The sequence below is a fragment of the Acinetobacter sp. ESL0695 genome, from assembly GCF_029392135.1.
Classification (GTDB): Bacteria; Pseudomonadota; Gammaproteobacteria; order Pseudomonadales; family Moraxellaceae; genus Acinetobacter; species Acinetobacter pollinis.
Genome location: NZ_CP113932.1, coordinates 2,253,513 through 2,272,615, shown reverse-complemented (window position 1 = coordinate 2,272,615; position 19,103 = coordinate 2,253,513). Strand labels below are relative to the sequence as shown.

Genomic DNA, 19,103 nt, shown 5'->3' with positions numbered 1-19,103 from the left:
ATAAATGAAGAAAATTTTATTATCCTATATTCTTATTCTCATCGTACTTATCATATTTTGTATTTTATCTAGCTTTGGTACAGAGACAGGATATGTCTATATTTTGTTTAGCCATATGGAAGTACAGACTTCGGTCTTCGGGCTTTTTATTCTTATATGGTTTATAAGCTTATCTATTCAAATGATTGCATATGGTGTAAGAAAATACTTTTATGCACATAAACGTAAAAAACATGATATTGCAGAATTTTTAGCGCTTCATCCTTATGAGAAATTGGGTGTTTTGTGGTTACTGTCTGCGGAAAAAGATAAAAAAGACGTTATTGAAAATATTTTTGCACCTTCCATCTTACTCAATGAAATTATGCGTGCGGCTTTTTTAAGACAAGAAGGACACTTTAGTGAGGCCTTAGCTGTACTGGATCAAACACCGAGTGCTGTTTTTGAATTAGCAACATTACAACGTATTAGAATTTATTTAGATGAAGGTCAAGGGGTAGATGCATTTGCTTATTTAGATCTATTGTCTAATAAACAGGTTGAAACCTCATGGTTAAAAGAAATAGAGTCTAGCTATCAGGCATATTTAGCATACCTTTGGGGAGAGTTTGCAAGCAAGTTTCCATGGTTGTACTTATATGCAAAAGCTTATGGAAATTTAACACCAGAAGCAAATAATAGCTGGCTAATACAAATTTTAAAGACTTTCGAGCAGTCTACCCCTGACCATTTAGAAAAACTTCAATTACGTTATTTCGATTTAAAAACGGATTATATTGATGACACCGTACGCCAAAATAAAATTCTATGGCTGAAGGTTTTAATGCGCTTACCAAATATGGAAGAAGAATATGAATATCTTGCAACACAATTATTAGATGAGATGTTCGACCAAGAGGTTTTTTTGATGTGGTTTGAACAAAAAGTGAAAAACTCATACAATAAATACGATGAAGTTGAGCGTAAAGTGAACGCTTGGGAGGTTAAATATCCCAATATGCCAATCTTTAATTTTATTAAATGGCATTTGTTCCAAGAAACTCAACGCTATGAACAGGCAAATGCATTACTGGATCAATATCCCGATCATATTCTAATAAGCTATTTGCGTGTTAAATCATCAATTTACGGGAATACATCATTATTAAATGATCTAAATCAAGTATTTGAAAAGAATACAAATTTTATAAAAATAAATATTTAAGTTTTATAGTATAGAATAGTAAAGACCAATCAGTTGAAACTTATTTTTGTATAATGATTGTGCTTTTTTATACACTATTTATTACTAAATCTTCGTATGATTTAATTTTAATAAGGTGAAATAATCGTTACTAAATAAGTGAATATTGAATTAATGTCTCACAACGTATCGATTATTTCTTAATGAAAATACTAATATATATTATCTATTAGTATGGTTTTAATGATATTGTGTCTTTTACACTGTATACTTATTTATTATAATTTATTATTATTCGCGTATTCGATACATTTAAATATTAATTTTTATTTTGGGAGAAATTTAAGTGCAAGATATTAGTACATTAAGTGTGGATGAACTAAAACATTTACAACAAGAAGCTGAAGCATTAATTGCGACAAAAAAAGATAAAGCGATTCAAGATGCTTATCAGCAAATCATTGATATCGCATCATCATTAGATCTTTCTGTTGAAGAAGTTTTAGAATATGGCGCGCAAAAACGTAAGGTTACAACACGTAAAACTGTTGAACCGCGCTATCGCAACTATAATAATACTGAGCAAACATGGACGGGTCGTGGTAAGCAACCACGCTGGTTGGTGGCTGAGTTAGCAAAAGGTGCAAAATTAGAAGACTTTCTAATCTAAGATAATATTCTATAGGAAGCTTATAAATATAGGCTTCCTATTTATAAAATAAAATTTATAGATTATAAGAAATTAATTAAATATTTTTTTGTATCGAATAATAGACAGAAAGGTATGTTTAATAATACGGGTATCTATTAACTGAAAAGGATTTTAGTTAATATCATTGATCTATATAATATATAGAAACATGCTATCCTATGAAAAATAAGTTTAAATAGAGATATTGAGTATGAAATGGACACTAAAAGCTCTTTCAAGTGAGTTGAATAATAGTGAATTCAATGTTCAGGAAGATACTCTTGTTGGGCGTCATCAAAGTTGTGGACTCATCTTACAGTCTTCTGAAATTTCACGTAAACATGCAGCTTTTTATATAAAAAACCAAACATTGTGGTTAGAGGACCTTCAGTCTTCGAATGGGACTTATGTGAATGGAAATAAAATTACAGCGCAAACAGCTTTAAAAGACCAAGATACGATTCAATTTGCCACCTTGCAATTTATACTTTTCGTTGAAGATGTAGCTAGTAAAGCGGTATTAGAAGAAAAAGTAGTTGATGAAGGTATGCCATCATTGGCTGAGCGTGCAAAAGAAACACCTTTATCTAAAGATGGAATACCACAAAATATTGAAGTACCTCAGCCACCACCTATTCCAGAAGGTGCTGATGTACACGCTAAAGAGTCAGTCGCTTCAAAGCAATCTTCAGTTGACTCAAACTCAGTGAGTATGCCCGAAAATCATGAAACTAAGAAAAATGCTTCTGTTGGTTTAATTACAATTGTGGTGATCTTATTTGTTGCATTGCTATTATGGTTTCTATTTAAGTAGTTACAGTAGAATTTAAAAGCATGCTTAGGCATGCTTTTTTTATAGGAGTTCACAATGACCATAGCGAAACTAGATGAGCGTCAATGCATTTTATTTGATTTAGATGGTACATTGGTCGATACAGTAAAAGATATCACTGGTGCAATGAATCAGGCACTGACGCATTTCAATCTCCCTTTAGTTCAAGAATCACAAATTCGAGTTTGGGTAGGTGAGGGCAGTGAAAAACTATGTAGAACTGTTTTAGCTTCTATGGAGTGTACATTCATTTCACCTGAAGTCCTATGTGCCTACTACTTAAAATACTATGAAAAAGATTTTTGTATATATAGTGGTATCTTTTCAGGTGTTATTGAATTTCTTGAAGTGTGTCGAGCAAGACATCTTAAGATGGCTTGTGTTACAAATAAGCCTAAATTACTGGCGATTAAAATTTTGACTCAACTTAATTTAATTCAATACTTTCCATTAGTCATTGGTGGTGATAGCTTAAGTGAGAAGAAACCCTCTCCGATGCCTTTATTGTATGCGATAGAAAATTTTGCAATTCAATCAAAGCATGTTTTGATGATAGGTGACTCAAAGAATGATATTAAAGCAGCACGTGCTGCACAAATTGACTGTATTATTATGAGTTATGGTTATAATCATGGCGAAAGTATTTATGATAGTCACCCTCAAGAAGTCATTGATAACTTAACTCAATTGTTGAATAACTGAAAATAGGATTGTTTTATGTGTTTAAGGTTGTGCTTACGATGGCGTTGCTCACTATAAATTTATATTTTTGAATGAATAAATAAAGTGAGTAATACGATGAATAAAGAAATTTTTGAGCAACTGACACAGCAAGGCTTTAATGTAATTCCTGTTTATAGACAGCGTTTTGCAGATGCAGATACACCGTTATCAGTTTTTGCCCGTTTAGATAAAAATACACCTTCTTATCTCCTAGAATCTGTTGAAGGTGGAGAAACATGGGCAAGATATTCAATTATTGGTTTGGGTGAATCTACTATTTTTTCGTGTAATAATGGAATTCTTGACATTCAATCTGAAGATGGAAGTATTTCCACAGAAGAAAATGTAGATCCTTATCAGTTCATTCGCGACTTTCAAAGTCAGTTTAAAGTTCCTACGCAACAACAATTGCCTGAATTACCCAATTTTACTGGCGGACTTGTCGGGTACTTTGGATATGATGCGGTAAGATATATTGAACCACACCTTAAAGGTATGGCGCCAGAGGCTGATCCTGTTGGTCTTCCTGATATTTGGATGATGCTTTCAAAAACAGTTATTGTGTTTGATAATCTCAAAGATACATTATTTTTAATTGCACATGTAGATATTGAAAATGGTGAAACATATGAAGATGCACAAAACAAATTAAATCGTTTAGAAGATTTACTCGATACTCCTATACGTCTTAAAACAAAACCACATACATTTCCTAAATTTCATTCTTTAACTGGTGAGGAAGCATACAAAGCTTCTGTAGAAAAAGTAAAAGAGTACATTCGTGCTGGAGATGTGATGCAGGTTGTACCTGGGCACCGAATGGTATCAGATTTTGATGGAGAGCCTTTACAAGTTTATCGTGCGTTACGTCATTTAAACCCTTCGCCTTATCTATTTTTAGTTCAAGGCCATACTATCCAAGATAAAAAGCCATTTCATATTGTCGGTTCTTCGCCTGAAATTTTATCGCGTTTAGAAAATGGAATTGCAACAGTACGTCCGCTTGCTGGTACTCGCCCTCGTGGTAAGACAGCAGAAGAAGACCTAATGTTGGAAAAAGAGCTTCTTGCAGATGAAAAAGAGATTGCTGAGCATCTCATGCTCATTGATCTTGGGCGTAACGATGTTGGACGTGTTTCAAAAACAGGTAAAGTTAAAGTAACTGATAAAATGATTGTAGAACGATATTCACATGTCATGCATATCGTCTCGAATGTTCAAGGTGAAGTGAATGATGATGTAGATGCATTGGATGTGTTTAAAGCAACATTCCCAGCAGGAACGCTTTCAGGTGCACCAAAAGTGAGAGCAATGCAAATTATTGATGAAGTTGAACCTGTAAAACGTGGAATTTTTGGTGGAGCAGTGGGTTATCTAGGCTGGCATGGGGAAATGGACATGTCTATTGCCATTAGAACATGCGTTATTCGAGAAAATCGGGTATATGTTCAAGCTGGAGCAGGTCTTGTTGCAGACTCAAATCCGGAAGCAGAGTGGAATGAAACGCAAATAAAAGCTCGCGCAGTGATCAAAGCGGTTGAATTATCATCAAATGGATTGATTTTATAAGTTTTTTTGCACTTTTTTTAAAAAAGTGCTTGCATCATTTTGAAGTTTTGCTAAACTGCACACCGTTCCGATACGAAATGTACGAAACAACTTAAAACGCCGACATAGCTCAGTTGGTAGAGCAACTGACTTGTAATCAGTAGGTCCTCAGTTCGAATCCGAGTGTCGGCACCATTTTAAAGTTGTTTTAAAGCAGAAGTAAAGGACTGCACTACCAAGTAAGTGTGATAAGGTGGGATTCCCGAGCGGTCAAAGGGGGCGGACTGTAACTCCGCTACGAAAGTTTCGAAGGTTCGAATCCTTCTCCCACCACCATTAACTTCGAATGAAGTGGTAATTATACCAACATGCGGGAGTAGCTCAGTTGGTAGAGCGGCAGCCTTCCAAGCTGCATGTCGCGAGTTCGACCCTCGTCTCCCGCTCCATCGAAGTAGTATCGCTCTTATAGCTCAGTGGTAGAGCACTCCCTTGGTAAGGGAGAGGTCTCGAGTTCAAATCTCGATAAGAGCTCCAGATTTTACAGTTTAGTAGTTTTAACTACACTTCTTAAGAAAGCAGGCTTATTAGTCTGCTTTTAAAGTATTGGGTGTCTAATTTTTAGGCGATATGTCGATGTGCTGAGTTTTTCAGTGTTTTATTCGATGTGAACGAGGATGATCATCATGGCTAAAGCCAAGTTTGAACGTAATAAACCACACGTAAACGTGGGAACAATTGGTCACGTTGACCATGGTAAAACAACTTTAACAGCTGCTATCGCAACAATCTGTGCGAAAACTTATGGCGGTGAAGCTAAAGATTACGCAGCAATCGACTCTGCGCCTGAAGAAAAAGCTCGTGGTATTACAATTAATACATCTCACGTAGAATATGATTCTCCAACTCGTCACTACGCTCACGTAGACTGCCCAGGACACGCCGATTATGTTAAAAACATGATCACTGGTGCTGCTCAGATGGACGGTGCGATCCTTGTATGTGCTGCGACTGACGGTCCTATGCCACAAACTCGTGAACACATCCTTCTTTCTCGTCAGGTAGGTGTACCTTTCATCATCGTATTCTTAAACAAGTGTGACCTTGTTGATGATGAAGAGTTACTTGAATTAGTAGAAATGGAAGTTCGTGAACTTCTTTCTTCTTACGACTTCCCTGGTGATGACACTCCTGTAATCCGTGGTTCAGCATTAGCTGCACTTAATGGTGACCAAGGTGAGTATGGCGAATCTGCAGTAATTGCTCTAGTAGAAGCGTTAGACTCTTACATTCCTGAGCCAGAGCGTGCTATCGATAAAGCATTCTTAATGCCAATCGAAGATGTATTCTCAATTTCTGGTCGTGGTACAGTTGTAACTGGCCGTGTAGAATCAGGTATTGTAAAAGTTGGTGAAGAAGTTGAAATCGTTGGTATTAAAGACACGGTTAAAACAACTGTAACTGGCGTTGAAATGTTCCGTAAACTGCTAGACGAAGGTCGTGCAGGCGAGAACTGTGGTGTTCTTTTACGTGGTACTAAGCGTGAAGACGTACAACGTGGTCAAGTATTGGCTAAGCCAGGTGCAATTAAGCCACACACTAAATTCGACGCAGAAGTATATGTACTTGCGAAAGAAGAAGGTGGTCGTCATACTCCATTCTTAAATGGTTACCGTCCACAGTTCTATTTCCGTACAACTGACGTAACTGGTGCAATCCAGTTGAAAGAAGGCGTTGAAATGGTTATGCCAGGTGACAACGTTGAAATGTCAGTAGAATTGATCCACCCAATCGCAATGGACGCAGGCTTACGCTTCGCGATTCGTGAAGGTGGTCGTACTGTAGGTGCTGGTGTTGTTTCTAAAGTAATTCAGTAATATAATAAATATTAAACCGAGAACGTAGGTTCTCGGTTTACTTTATAGGCTAGTAGTTCAATTGGTAGAGCGTCGGTCTCCAAAACCGAATGTTGGGGGTTCGAGTCCCTCCTGGCCTGCCATTTATTTCAAAGTTAAAGCTTGATGCTGGCTATTTTGTCCTTATAATGATTCGCGAATTCTACGACGAGTAAAAGCATGTCGAATGATAAATCGCGTGACGCATTGAGCGACGCGCCAATTCCTCAGAAAAATACAGCAGCAGAAGTTGTGCGTTCTGGCTCACCTATGGATATTATTCTATGGGTTTTAGCAATTATTTTGCTAATAGGAGCTTCTCTTGTAAATCAATATCTTCCAGCATATTGGGCACCAGCAAGCAATATTTGGGTGCAAATTGGGGCGATTTTAGCTTGTATCATTGTAGCTTTAGGTTTATTATACGCCACCCACCAAGGCAAAGGTTTTGTTCGCTTGCTGAAAGATGCACGATTAGAACTACGCCGAGTCACTTGGCCAACTAAACAAGAAACAGTAACAACCTCATGGCAAGTTGTACTTGTAATTATTGTTGCTGCGATCGTGCTATGGTGCTTTGATTATGCGCTGGGTTGGTTAGTAAAGTTAATGATCGGGTAGAAAGCTATGAAACGTTGGTACATTATTCATGCCTATTCAGGTTATGAAAAACAAGTCATGCGTTCACTTAAAGAGCGAATTCAGCGAAGTGCTGTTGCCGACAGTTTTGGTGAAGTCCTAGTTCCGACTGAAGAAGTCGTTGAAATGAAGGATGGTAAAAAGCGTAAATCTGAACGCAAATTCTTTCCAGGCTACGTGCTTATTGAAATGGAAATGGATGACGATTCTTGGCATATTGTAAAAGAATGTCCAAAAGTTCTTGGTTTTATTGGTGGAACACCAGAAAAACCTGCGCCGATTACCCAAAAAGAAGCAGATGCGATTTTAGCTCGTGTACGTAATACAGGTGAAGCACCTCGTCCTAAGACGATGTTTGAACCTGGTGAAGAATTATTGGTTATCGATGGCCCATTCACAGACTTTAAAGGTGTTGTGGAAGAGGTTATCTATGACAAATCTCGCTTGACGTTAACGATTAATGTATTTAATCGACCAACGCAAGTTGAGCTTGAATTCCGTCAAGTTGAGAAAACAATTTAACTTAATTTGATCGAATGCCTATTTAATTAAATAGGCAATTTATATGTAACAAACATTGGGGAGCCTAGCGGCGCTATTACCCAGAGGTATTTCAAAATGGCTAAAAAGATTGACGGCTATATCAAGCTGCAAGTCCCAGCTGGTAAAGCAAATCCATCTCCACCAATTGGTCCTGCACTAGGTCAACGTGGTGTTAACATCATGGCATTCTGTAAAGAATTCAATGCTGCTACACAAAAAGTTGAGCCAGGTCTTCCAATTCCTGTGGTAATTACAGTTTACAATGATAAATCATTTACATTTATCATGAAAACTCCACCTGCTGCTATTCTTCTTAAGAAAGCTGCTGGTATTCAAAAAGGTTCTTCTGAGCCACATAAAACTAAAGTTGGTAAATTAACTCGTGCGCAATTAGAAGAAATTGCTACGACTAAAGAGCCTGATTTAACTGGTGCTGACTTAGATGCACGTGTTCGTACCATCGCTGGTTCTGCACGTTCTATGGGCTTGGAAGTGGAGCTGTAATAAGATGGCAAAGTTAACTAAACGTCAAAAAGCGATTTCTGCTATTGATTCAAACAAAGTTTACTCTTTGGAAGAAGCAGTAGAAGTAATTAATGGCTTCCCTGCAGCTAAATTTAAAGAATCATTAGATGTTTCTGTAAATCTAGGTGTTGACCCACGTAAATCAGATCAAGTTGTACGTGGTGCGACAACTTTACCTGCAGGTACAGGTAAAACTGTACGTGTAGCTGTATTTGCTCAAGGTGCTGCTGCTGAAGCTGCTAAAGCTGAAGGCGCTGACATTGTTGGTTTTGATGACCTAGCTGAAAGCATTCAAAAAGGTAATCTTGACTTTGATGTTGTAATCGCTGCTCCTGATGCAATGCGTGTTGTTGGTAAGTTAGGTACAATTTTAGGGCCACGTGGTTTAATGCCAAACCCTAAAGTAGGTACAGTAACTCCTGACGTTGCTACCGCAGTTAAAAATGCTAAATCTGGTCAAGCACGTTACCGTGTAGACAAAGCTGGTATTATTCATGCTGGTATTGGCCAAGTTGGCTTTACTGTTGAAGCTGTACGTCAAAACTTAGAAGCACTGGTTGCTGACTTGAAAAAAGCAAAACCTGCGACTTCTAAAGGCGTATATATCAAAAAAATCACTTTGAGCTCAACAATGGGTCCTGGTGTAACTGTTGATGTAAACAGCGTATCTAACTAATTGTTAGAACAGAATTCTTAAATCTCTAAAGATAAAGATGATTATCTCTATCTTTAGAGTGGACTTTGAATTGATAGGTTAAAGCCTATTAGCGTCAAAGACCTCAGGCGAGAAGAAATTCTCTTAATAATTCAGCCTGCGTAGACGCGGTGGTGTGATTTATTCATCCTCCGCGTGTAAGTCGAAAGGCTTACGAATTGGGAGTGTATTCTTAGAATACATAAATCACCTTAGGAGGTTTTACAGTGGCTCTACTATTAGAGAACAAAAAAGAAATCGTTGCTCAAGTAAACGAAACTGCGAGCAAAGCTTTCTCTGCTGTTGTTGCTGACTACCAAGGTTTAAACGTAGAGCAATTAACTCAACTTCGTGTTGAGGCTCGTAAGTTAGGTGTTTCAACACGTATCGTGCGTAACACACTAGCAAAACGTGCACTTGAAGGTACTCAATTCGATATCTTAAGTGACAACCTAGTTGGTCCAACAATTCTCGGTTTTTCAACTTCTGAAGACGACATGGGTGCAGCTGCACGCTTGTTCGAAGATTTTGCAAAAGCAAATAAAGCGTTTGAACTTAAAGCTGCCGCATTTGACGGTAAAGTTTATCAAGGTGCAGAAGTTAGCGTTATCGCAAATCTTCCAAACCAAGAAAAAGCGCTTACTATGCTTGCAAACGTTCTTCAAGCTCCAGTTTCGAAATTGGGTCGCTTACTTACAGCGCTCAAAGAGAAAAACGAGCAAGAAGCTGCATAATCCATTACCTACACCATTTAATTTCCATTTGGAGTTATACTCATGGCTTTAACTAACGAAGAAATTTTAAACGCAGTTGCTGAAAAAACTGTTCTTGAACTTGTTGACTTAATCTCTGCTTTTGAAGAGAAATTCAACGTATCTGCTGCTGCTGTTGCAGTTGCTGCTGGTGGTGACACTGCTGCTGCTGCTGAAGAGCAAACAGAATTCAATGTTGAATTAACAAGCTTTGGCGCTAACAAAGTTGCTGTAATTAAAGCAGTTCGTGAAGCAACTGGTCTTGGTCTGAAAGAAGCTAAAGATCTAGTTGAAGGTGCTCCACAAGTTCTTAAAGAAGGCGTGAGCAAAGAAGAAGGTGAAGAGCTTAAGAAGAAACTTGAAGCAGCTGGTGCTACAGTTACACTTAAGTAATTTACGTCCGGAGTCAATCGTTAAAAAATTGACTCCAGATATGGCTGATGGCTCTTGGGTCATCAGCCTTTTTGCGTTACAATAATCGGCTCGGTTTTTTATTGAACTGTGATATATATCGCAATAATGATAAAAAATCAAAACAATTCAAACGCTTACCAATATTTTTCGTTCTAAAAATATTGTTAAGCGTTTTATTACCACTCTCATTTGCAGCATTTGTAAGTAGTGGTGGCCATATCGGCCTGCGTAATTCCTTCTAAACCTGAACTGCAGGCAGGTTTAGTTTTGTACTTTCCGAGGACTCCAGATGGCATACTCATATACCGAAAAAAAACGGATCCGTAAGAATTTTGGTAAATTGCCCCAAGTAATGGATGTTCCGTACTTGCTTTCGATTCAAGTCGACTCGTACAGAACGTTTTTGCAAGATGGTAAATTACCAAAAAACCGAGAAGATATTGGTCTCCAAGCTGCGTTTCGTTCAGTTTTCCCAATTGAAAGTTATTCCGGCAATGCTGCTTTAGAATTTGTAGAGTATAGCCTTGGTAAGCCTGAGTTTGATGTACGTGAGTGTATTCTCCGTGGCTCAACTTATGCAGCACCAATGCGCGTTAAAATTCGCTTGATCATTAAAGATCGTGATACAAAAGCAATTAAAGATGTACGTGAACAAGAAGTCTATATGGGTGAAATCCCATTAATGACGGATAACGGAACATTTGTAATTAATGGTACTGAGCGTGTAATTGTATCGCAGTTGCATCGTTCTCCAGGTGTATTCTTCGATAGTGATAAAGGTAAAACACATTCGAATAAAACACTTTATTCTGCACGTATCATTCCTTACCGTGGTTCATGGTTAGACTTTGAATTTGATGCCAAAGATTTAGTCTATGTACGTATTGACCGTCGTCGTAAACTTCTTGCGACTGTGATCTTACGTGCCTTAAATTATACTGATGAACAAATTCTTGATTTGTTCTATGAAAAAGTTCCTGTTTACCTAGATATGGGTAGCTATCAAATTGAATTGGTTCCAGAACGCCTGCGTGGCGAAATGGCACAGTTTGATATTGCAGACAATAGCGGTAAAGTTATTGTTGAGCAGGGCAAACGTATTAATGCACGTCATGTACGTCAAATGGAAGCTGCTGGATTAACTAAACTTGCAGTACCAGATGAGTACCTTTACGAGCATATTACTGCAGAAAATATCACGTTACGTGATGGTGATGTAATTCCTGCCAATACTGTACTTAGCCATGAAGTTATGGTGAAAATTGCAGAGGGTGGCGTAAAAGAATTTAACATCCTATTCACAAATGATATCGATCGTGGTTCTTATATTGCTGACTCGTTACGTGCTGATATTACACGTGATCGTGACGAAGCTCTTGTAGAAATCTACAAAGTTATGCGTCCAGGCGAGCCACCAACTAAAGAAGCAGCAGAGAACTTATTTAATAACTTGTTCTTCTCTACAGAACGTTATGATCTATCTGCTGTTGGTCGTATGAAATTTAATCGTCGTTTAGGACGTCCATACGAAGTTGGTACAGATCAAAAAACGCGTGAAATAGAAGGTGTGTTATCTAACGAAGATATTACTGATGTAATGCGTACATTAGTAGATATTCGTAATGGTAAAGGTGAAGTTGATGACATCGACCATTTAGGTAACCGTCGTGTGCGTTCTGTTGGTGAAATGACAGAAAACCAATTCCGTGTAGGTTTAGTTCGTGTTGAGCGTGCAGTTAAAGAGCGTTTAAGCCAAGCTGAAACAGATAACTTATCACCACAAGATTTAATTAATGCGAAGCCTGTTGCTGCAGCAATTAAAGAATTCTTTGGTTCTAGCCAGTTATCTCAGTTCATGGATCAAAACAACCCATTGTCTGAGATTACACACAAGCGTCGTGTGTCTGCACTCGGACCAGGTGGTTTAACACGTGAGCGTGCGGGCTTTGAGGTACGTGACGTACACCATACTCATTATGGTCGTGTATGTCCGATTGAAACACCTGAGGGACCAAACATTGGTTTGATTAACTCGCTTTCAGTCTACTCTAAAGCAAACCATTTTGGTTTCCTAGAAACACCTTACCGTAAGGTTGTTGATGGGCGCGTGACTGAAGATACAGAATACCTCTCTGCAATTGAAGAAGTAGGTACTGTCATTGCACAAGCCGATGCAGTGGTTGATCCAGCAGGTCACTTACTTGAAGAAATGGTTACTGTGCGTCACCAAGGTGAAACACTGCGTATGCCTCCTGAGCGTGTAACGCATATGGATGTATCTGCACAACAGGTAGTATCTGTTGCAGCATCATTAATTCCGTTCCTTGAACACGATGATGCGAACCGTGCATTGATGGGTTCGAACATGCAACGTCAGGCGGTGCCGACACTTCTTGCTGATAAGCCGCTTGTTGGTACAGGTATGGAAGCAAATGTTGCACGTGACTCGGGTGTATGTGTAATCGCACAACGTGGTGGTGTTATTGAGTTTGTTGATGCTTCTCGTGTGGTGATTCGTGTTAATGAAAGTGAAATGGTTGCGGGTGAAGCAGGTGTAGATATCTATAACCTGATTAAGTACACACGTTCAAACCAAAACACATGTATTAACCAAAAAGTACTGGTTAACCTAGGCGATAAAGTTGGCCGTGGTGATGTACTTGCTGATGGTCCATCTACAGATGGTGGTGAATTGGCACTTGGTCAAAACATGCGTGTTGCATTCATGACATGGAATGGTTACAACTATGAGGACTCGATTCTATTATCAGAACGTGTTCTTCAAGAAGATCGTTTAACATCAATCCATATTCAAGAATTATCATGTGTTGCACGTGATACTAAACTTGGTGCTGAAGAAATTACTGGCGATATTCCAAACGTTGGTGAAGCTGCATTATCTAAGTTAGATGAATCAGGTATTGTTTATATCGGTGCTGAAGTAACAGCGGGTGATATTCTTGTAGGTAAAGTGACGCCTAAAGGTGAAACACAATTAACACCTGAAGAAAAATTACTTCGTGCAATCTTTGGTGAAAAAGCTGCAGATGTAAAAGACTCTTCGTTACGTGTTCCATCAGGTACTAAAGGTACTGTAATTGACGTACAAGTATTTACACGTGATGGTCTTGAAAAAGATGAGCGTGCGCTTGCAATTGAAAAAGCACAGTTAGACGCTTACCGTAAAGACTTGAAAGAAGAATACAAAATCTTTGAAGAAGCTGCACGTGAGCGTATCGTACGTCTACTGAAAGACCAAATGTCTAACGGTGGTGGCACAACTAAGCGTGGTGATCAACTCACTGAAGACAAGTTATCTCAACTAGAAATGGTAGATCTACTTGAAATTCAGCCTTCTGATGAAGGTATTGCAGAGCGTCTTACTCAGATCCAGACTTACTTGAAAGAGAAAAGTGCTGAAATAGATGAGAAGTTTGCAGAGAAGAAACGCAAACTTTCTACAGGCGATGAACTAACAACAGGTGTATTGAAAGTTGTTAAAGTATATCTTGCTGTAAAACGTCGTATTCAGCCTGGTGATAAGATGGCAGGTCGTCATGGTAACAAAGGTGTTGTATCAAACATCTTACCTGTTGAAGATATGCCACACGATGCCAATGGTGTACCTGTAGATGTGGTACTTAACCCGTTGGGTGTACCTTCACGTATGAACGTGGGTCAGATTCTTGAAACACATTTAGGTTTAGCAGCAAAAGGTCTGGGCGAGCAAATTGATAAAATGCTCAAACAGCAACGTACAATTGCCGAGCTACGTGAATTCTTAGACAAAATCTATAACAAAGTTGGTGGAGAGCAAGAAGAGCTTGAAACATTAACTGATGATGAAGTCTTAATCCTTGCTGGTAACCTGAAAAAAGGTGTTCCTTTAGCAACACCAGTATTTGATGGTGCTGAAGAAGAACAAATTAAAGAGTTATTAGAACTCGCTGAACTACCACGTACAGGTCAACAAACATTGTTTGATGGACGTACAGGTGAACAGTTTGACCGTCCAGTAACTGTGGGTTACATGTACATGCTTAAGTTGAACCACTTGGTTGATGACAAGATGCATGCACGTTCTACGGGTTCTTACTCGTTAGTAACGCAACAGCCATTGGGTGGTAAAGCACAGTTTGGTGGTCAGCGTTTTGGTGAGATGGAAGTCTGGGCATTAGAAGCATATGGTGCAGCGTATACGCTACAAGAAATGCTTACTGTGAAGTCAGATGATGTTGAAGGTCGTACACGTATCTATAAGAATATTGTAGATGGGAACCATTATATGGATCCAGGAATGCCTGAGTCATTCAACGTATTGACCAAAGAGATCCGTTCTTTAGGTATCAACATTGAACTGAAAAATGGTGACTAAGCTGTAAAGCTTCACGAATTTTCAGTAATAAACAATATTTGTGACCCTGCCGAGTGAATACATGAATTCCCTCGGCACACGGAGAGAAGAATTGAAAGACTTGCTCGATATCATGCGTAAAAAAACGGACTCTGACGGTCATACTCCAGTTGAGTTTGATCGCATCCGTATTGGTCTTGCATCACCAGAAATGATTAAATCATGGTCTCATGGCGAAGTTAAAAAGCCTGAAACCATCAATTACCGTACGTTTAAACCAGAACGTGATGGTCTATTCTGTGCCAAAATCTTTGGTCCAGTAAAAGATTACGAATGCTTGTGTGGTAAATACAAGCGTATGAAGTACAAAGGCGTTATTTGTGAAAAATGTGGCGTAGAGGTAACGACTGCGAAAGTACGTCGTGAACGTATGGGCCATATTGAGCTTGCAACGCCAACTGCACATATTTGGTTCTTAAAATCGTTGCCAAGCCGTATCGGTTTACTACTTGACATGACACTACGTGATATTGAACGCGTATTGTATTTTGAATCTTATGTAGTTACAGATCCAGGTCTAACAGAGCTTGAAAAGTATCAGCTTCTTAACGATGAAGAATACTATACAGCTTTAGAAGAGCATGGCGATGAGTTCTCAGCAAAAATGGGTGCTGAAGCTGTACAAGATCTATTAAAAGATATCGATCTTGAAGCAGAAATTTCTCGCTTACGTGAGGAAATTCCACAAACAACTTCAGAAACTAAGCTGAAAAAAGCATCTAAACGTTTGAAATTAATGGAAGCATTCCATCAGTCAAACAATAAGCCAGAGTGGATGGTGTTAAATGTACTTCCAGTACTTCCACCAGATCTACGTCCATTAGTACCACTTGAAGGTGGTCGTTTTGCGACATCTGACTTAAACGATTTATACCGTCGTGTGATTAACCGTAACAACCGTTTAAAACGTCTTTTAGACTTAGCTGCGCCAGACATTATTGTGCGTAACGAAAAACGTATGTTACAAGAATCTGTAGATGCCTTGCTTGATAACGGTCGTCGTGGTCGTGCAATTACAGGTTCTAACAAACGTCCACTGAAATCTTTGGCAGACATGATCAAAGGTAAGCAAGGTCGTTTCCGTCAGAACTTGTTAGGTAAGCGTGTAGATTATTCTGGTCGTTCTGTAATTACAGTTGGTCCAACGCTACGTCTTCATCAATGTGGTTTACCGAAAAAAATGGCACTTGAATTATTCAAACCATTTATTTTTGCAAAACTACAAGCATCAGGCCAAGCAACAACCATTAAAGCTGCGAAGAAAATGGTTGAGCGTGAAACGCCTGAAGTATGGGATGTACTTGCAAACGTAATTCGTCAACACCCAGTGATGTTGAACCGTGCACCAACACTTCACCGTCTTGGTCTACAAGCATTCGAACCTGTACTTATTGAAGGTAAAGCGATTCGTCTACACCCACTCGTATGTGCGGCATTTAACGCCGACTTCGATGGTGACCAAATGGCGGTTCACGTACCATTGACACTTGAAGCACAGCTTGAAGCGCGTGCATTAATGATGTCTACAAACAACATCTTGTCACCTGCCAATGGTGAACCAATCATCGTACCTTCTCAGGACGTTGTATTGGGTCTTTACTACATCACACGTGATGCAGTGAATGCGCAAGGTGAAGGTATGGTGTTTGCAGATACTCACGAAGTAAACCGTGCTTTAGCAACACGTCAAGTGAACATGCATGCACGTGTGAAAGTACGTGTTCATCAAACTGTAATTGATGAAAATGGTAATAGAGAAAAACAAACTATTATCGTTGATACAACACCAGGTCGTTGCTTACTTTGGGAAATTGTTCCTGAAGGGTTAAGCTTTGACATGATCAACCTTGAAATGACAAAGAAAAACATTTCTAAGTTGATTAACACTTGTTACCGTAAACTTGGTCTAAAAGACTCAGTTATTTTTGCTGACCAATTAATGTATCTTGGTTTCCGTCAAGCAACACGCTCAGGTGTGTCTGTAGGTATGGAAGATATGGTGATTCCACCAACAAAACAAGCCATTATTGATAAAGCAGAAGCTGAAGTTCGTGAAATTGAAGATCAATTCGAGCAAGGTTTCGTAACTGCTGGTGAACGTTATAACAAAGTTGTCGATATTTGGGCGCGTACAAACGACCAAGTTGCTAAAGCGATGATGGATAACTTGTCTTCTACACTTGTTAAAAACAAGAAAGGTGAAGATGAGAAACAAAAATCATTCAATAGTATCTATATGATGTCGGATTCTGGAGCGCGTGGTAGTGCTGCACAGATTCGTCAGCTTGCAGGTATGCGTGGTCTGATGGCAAAACCAGATGGCTCGATTATTGAAACACCGATTAAAGCAAACTTCCGCGAAGGTCTAACAGTACTTCAGTACTTTATTTCAACGCACGGTGCGCGTAAAGGTTTGGCCGATACAGCATTGAAGACAGCGAACTCGGGTTATCTAACACGTCGTCTAGTAGACGTTGCACAAGATTTAGTAATCACAGAACCAGATTGTGGTACTGCTGGTGGCTTAGTCATGACACCATTAATTCAAGGTGGTGATGTAATTGAAGCATTACGTGATCGTGTACTTGGTCGTGTAACTGCTGAAGATGTACGTCGTGCTTCTGATGATGAGATCGTTTTACCGAAAGGGACGCTCATTGATGAAAAAATCGCTGCTTACCTTGAAGAGGCAGGTGTCGATGAAGTTAAGGTTCGTTCAGTTGTAAGCTGTGAATCTACATTTGGTGTGTGTGCGAACTGTTACGGTCGTGACCTTGCTCGTGGTCACTTGGTAAATCCAGGTGAATCTGTGGGTGTAATGGCTGCTCAATCTATTGGTGAGCCGGGTACACAGTTAACAATGCGTACGTTCCACGTTGGTGGTGCAGCAAGCAGAACATCTGCTGCAAACAGTGTTCAAGTACGTAATAAAGGTACTGTACGTTTCCATAATGTGAAAACTGTACAACACTCGAAAGGACACCAAGTTTCTGTGTCACGTTCTGGTGAAGTCGGTATTGCAGATGAGTTAGGTCGTGAGCGCGAGCGTTATAAACTACCTTACGGTGCAAGCATCTTACTTAAAGATGGTCAAGCTGTAGAAGCTGGCGGTATCGTTGCAACATGGGATCCGCATACACATCCACTTGTAACAGAAGTTGCTGGTAAAGCACGCTTCTCACAAATTGTGGATGGTTCGACTGCAACATCGAAAACTGATGACACAACAGGTATGACAACTGTTGAAATCTTACCTGTAACAGCACGTCCTGCTTCTGGTAAAGATTTACGTCCAGCGATTGTACTTGATACAGCAGATGGTGGTGAGCAGTTCTACTTCCTACCACAAAACACAATTGTGACTGTTCGTGACGGCGAAACAATTGGTGTAGGTGATGTTATTGGTCGTGTACCACAAGAATCATCGCGTACACGTGATATTACCGGTGGTCTTCCACGTGTTGCTGACTTGTTCGAAGCACGTAAGCCAAAAGAACATGCAATCCTTGCTGAAATTTCAGGTGTTGTAAGCTTTGGTAAAGAGACTAAAGGTAAATATCGTCTTGTAATTACACCTGATGATGGTGCTGAAATCTACGAAGAATTGATTCCAAAATGGCGTCAAATCAACGTATTTGAAGGCGAGCATGTAAACCGTGGTGAAGTGATCTCTGATGGTCCACAGAATCCACATGACATCTTACGTCTAAAAGGCGAAGTTGCATTAACAAACTATATCGTTAATGAAGTACAAGATGTTTACCGTTTACAAGGTGTAAAAATCAACGATAAGCACATCGAAGTTGTTGTTCGTCAAATGCTTCGTAAAGTAGATATTGTTGACGGTGGTGATACAAGCTTCATCAAAGGTGAGCAAGTAGATTACATCCGTGTAATGCAAGAAAACCTAGCGGTATTGGCACAAAACAAGTTCCCTGCGAAGTTTGACCGTCAATTGATGGGTATTACGAAAGCATCATTATCTACAGATTCATTTATCTCTGCTGCATCGTTCCAAGAGACAACACGTGTCTTAACAGAAGCTGCGGTAACAGGTAAAGAAGATGATTTACGTGGTCTAAAAGAAAACGTTGTTGTAGGTCGTCTAATACCAGCAGGTACTGGTTTGGCGTATCACCTAGAACGTCGTCGTCAAGAGTCTGAAGCTGCAGAATACGAGCTTCACAATGACTTTAGCGACGTTGATCAAGCATTTAGCCAAGCATTAAATGAAGAGCAATTCTAAGTAAAAT

General features: G+C 39.3%; 14 protein-coding genes and 5 tRNA genes. All 19 read left to right on the top strand.

Features of this window, described 5'->3' with window-relative positions:
• Positions 1-4: 4 nt before the first annotated feature.
• The 19 genes from OZX61_RS10935 (at position 5) to rpoC (ending at position 19,096) form a co-directional block, all read left to right on the top strand.
• Entirely contained in the window at positions 5-1,204 is a 1,200-nt protein-coding gene (locus OZX61_RS10935; RefSeq protein ID WP_277094790.1) for a heme biosynthesis protein HemY, read from the top strand.
• Positions 1,205-1,529: 325 nt separating this feature from the next.
• Positions 1,530-1,853, top strand: coding sequence for an H-NS histone family protein (locus tag OZX61_RS10930; RefSeq protein ID WP_195771581.1), 324 nt, complete (start codon positions 1,530-1,532; stop codon positions 1,851-1,853).
• Between the two features lie 232 nt (positions 1,854-2,085).
• Complete coding sequence (locus OZX61_RS10925; RefSeq protein WP_277094789.1) at positions 2,086-2,688, top strand: FHA domain-containing protein; 603 nt, start codon at positions 2,086-2,088, stop codon at positions 2,686-2,688.
• 54 nt (positions 2,689-2,742) lie between these two features.
• Complete coding sequence (locus OZX61_RS10920; RefSeq protein ID WP_195771583.1) at positions 2,743-3,408, top strand: phosphoglycolate phosphatase; 666 nt, start codon at positions 2,743-2,745, stop codon at positions 3,406-3,408.
• A gap of 96 nt (positions 3,409-3,504) precedes the next feature.
• The gene (gene trpE, locus OZX61_RS10915) at positions 3,505-4,998 is read left to right on the top strand and encodes an anthranilate synthase component I (protein ID WP_277094788.1); all 1,494 of its coding nucleotides are present in this window, start codon (positions 3,505-3,507) and stop codon (positions 4,996-4,998) included.
• A gap of 98 nt (positions 4,999-5,096) precedes the next feature.
• A tRNA-Thr gene (locus tag OZX61_RS10910) sits at positions 5,097-5,172 on the top strand.
• A gap of 57 nt (positions 5,173-5,229) precedes the next feature.
• Positions 5,230-5,313, top strand: a tRNA-Tyr gene (locus tag OZX61_RS10905).
• A 34-nt stretch (positions 5,314-5,347) separates the two neighbouring features.
• Positions 5,348-5,423 (top strand) — tRNA-Gly (locus tag OZX61_RS10900).
• 13 nt (positions 5,424-5,436) lie between these two features.
• A tRNA-Thr gene (locus tag OZX61_RS10895) sits at positions 5,437-5,511 on the top strand.
• Between the two features lie 149 nt (positions 5,512-5,660).
• Positions 5,661-6,851: an elongation factor Tu gene (gene tuf, locus OZX61_RS10890; RefSeq protein ID WP_195771585.1), complete on the top strand. Its 1,191-nt coding sequence runs from the start codon at positions 5,661-5,663 to the stop codon at positions 6,849-6,851.
• A gap of 46 nt (positions 6,852-6,897) precedes the next feature.
• A tRNA-Trp gene (locus OZX61_RS10885) sits at positions 6,898-6,973 on the top strand.
• Between the two features lie 76 nt (positions 6,974-7,049).
• Positions 7,050-7,490, top strand: coding sequence for a preprotein translocase subunit SecE (gene secE, locus OZX61_RS10880; protein WP_195771586.1), 441 nt, complete (start codon positions 7,050-7,052; stop codon positions 7,488-7,490).
• Between the two features lie 6 nt (positions 7,491-7,496).
• Positions 7,497-8,030, top strand: coding sequence for a transcription termination/antitermination protein NusG (nusG, locus tag OZX61_RS10875; protein WP_195771587.1), 534 nt, complete (start codon positions 7,497-7,499; stop codon positions 8,028-8,030).
• Between the two features lie 96 nt (positions 8,031-8,126).
• Positions 8,127-8,555, top strand: a complete 429-nt coding sequence (gene rplK / locus OZX61_RS10870) for a 50S ribosomal protein L11 (protein ID WP_277094787.1) — start codon at positions 8,127-8,129, stop codon at positions 8,553-8,555.
• A 4-nt stretch (positions 8,556-8,559) separates the two neighbouring features.
• Positions 8,560-9,252 (top strand): 50S ribosomal protein L1, encoded by a 693-nt coding sequence (gene rplA, locus OZX61_RS10865; protein WP_195771589.1) that lies wholly within the window; start codon positions 8,560-8,562, stop codon positions 9,250-9,252.
• A 245-nt stretch (positions 9,253-9,497) separates the two neighbouring features.
• Positions 9,498-10,004, top strand: coding sequence for a 50S ribosomal protein L10 (gene rplJ, locus OZX61_RS10860; RefSeq protein ID WP_195771590.1), 507 nt, complete (start codon positions 9,498-9,500; stop codon positions 10,002-10,004).
• 42 nt (positions 10,005-10,046) lie between these two features.
• Complete coding sequence (gene rplL, locus OZX61_RS10855; protein WP_195771591.1) at positions 10,047-10,415, top strand: 50S ribosomal protein L7/L12; 369 nt, start codon at positions 10,047-10,049, stop codon at positions 10,413-10,415.
• 310 nt (positions 10,416-10,725) lie between these two features.
• Complete coding sequence (rpoB, locus tag OZX61_RS10850; RefSeq protein WP_195771592.1) at positions 10,726-14,811, top strand: DNA-directed RNA polymerase subunit beta; 4,086 nt, start codon at positions 10,726-10,728, stop codon at positions 14,809-14,811.
• 91 nt (positions 14,812-14,902) lie between these two features.
• Positions 14,903-19,096, top strand: a complete 4,194-nt coding sequence (gene rpoC / locus OZX61_RS10845) for a DNA-directed RNA polymerase subunit beta' (protein ID WP_277095660.1) — start codon at positions 14,903-14,905, stop codon at positions 19,094-19,096.
• The last annotated feature ends 7 nt before the right edge of the window (positions 19,097-19,103 follow it).

Excerpts from the sequence above, each read along its gene's own strand:
- nusG (WP_195771587.1), top strand. The coding sequence starts at position 7,497 with ATGAAACGTTGGTACATTATTCATGCCTATTCAGGTTATGAAAAACAA.
- tuf (WP_195771585.1), top strand. The coding sequence starts at position 5,661 with ATGGCTAAAGCCAAGTTTGAACGTAATAAACCACACGTAAACGTGGGA.
- secE (WP_195771586.1), top strand. The coding sequence starts at position 7,050 with ATGTCGAATGATAAATCGCGTGACGCATTGAGCGACGCGCCAATTCCT.
- rplL (WP_195771591.1), top strand. The coding sequence starts at position 10,047 with ATGGCTTTAACTAACGAAGAAATTTTAAACGCAGTTGCTGAAAAAACT.
- rplA (WP_195771589.1), top strand. The coding sequence starts at position 8,560 with ATGGCAAAGTTAACTAAACGTCAAAAAGCGATTTCTGCTATTGATTCA.
- rpoB (WP_195771592.1), top strand. The coding sequence starts at position 10,726 with ATGGCATACTCATATACCGAAAAAAAACGGATCCGTAAGAATTTTGGT.
- rplK (WP_277094787.1), top strand. The coding sequence starts at position 8,127 with ATGGCTAAAAAGATTGACGGCTATATCAAGCTGCAAGTCCCAGCTGGT.
- OZX61_RS10920 (WP_195771583.1), top strand. The coding sequence starts at position 2,743 with ATGACCATAGCGAAACTAGATGAGCGTCAATGCATTTTATTTGATTTA.
- OZX61_RS10935 (WP_277094790.1), top strand. The coding sequence starts at position 5 with ATGAAGAAAATTTTATTATCCTATATTCTTATTCTCATCGTACTTATC.
- OZX61_RS10925 (WP_277094789.1), top strand. The coding sequence starts at position 2,086 with ATGAAATGGACACTAAAAGCTCTTTCAAGTGAGTTGAATAATAGTGAA.
- trpE (WP_277094788.1), top strand. The coding sequence starts at position 3,505 with ATGAATAAAGAAATTTTTGAGCAACTGACACAGCAAGGCTTTAATGTA.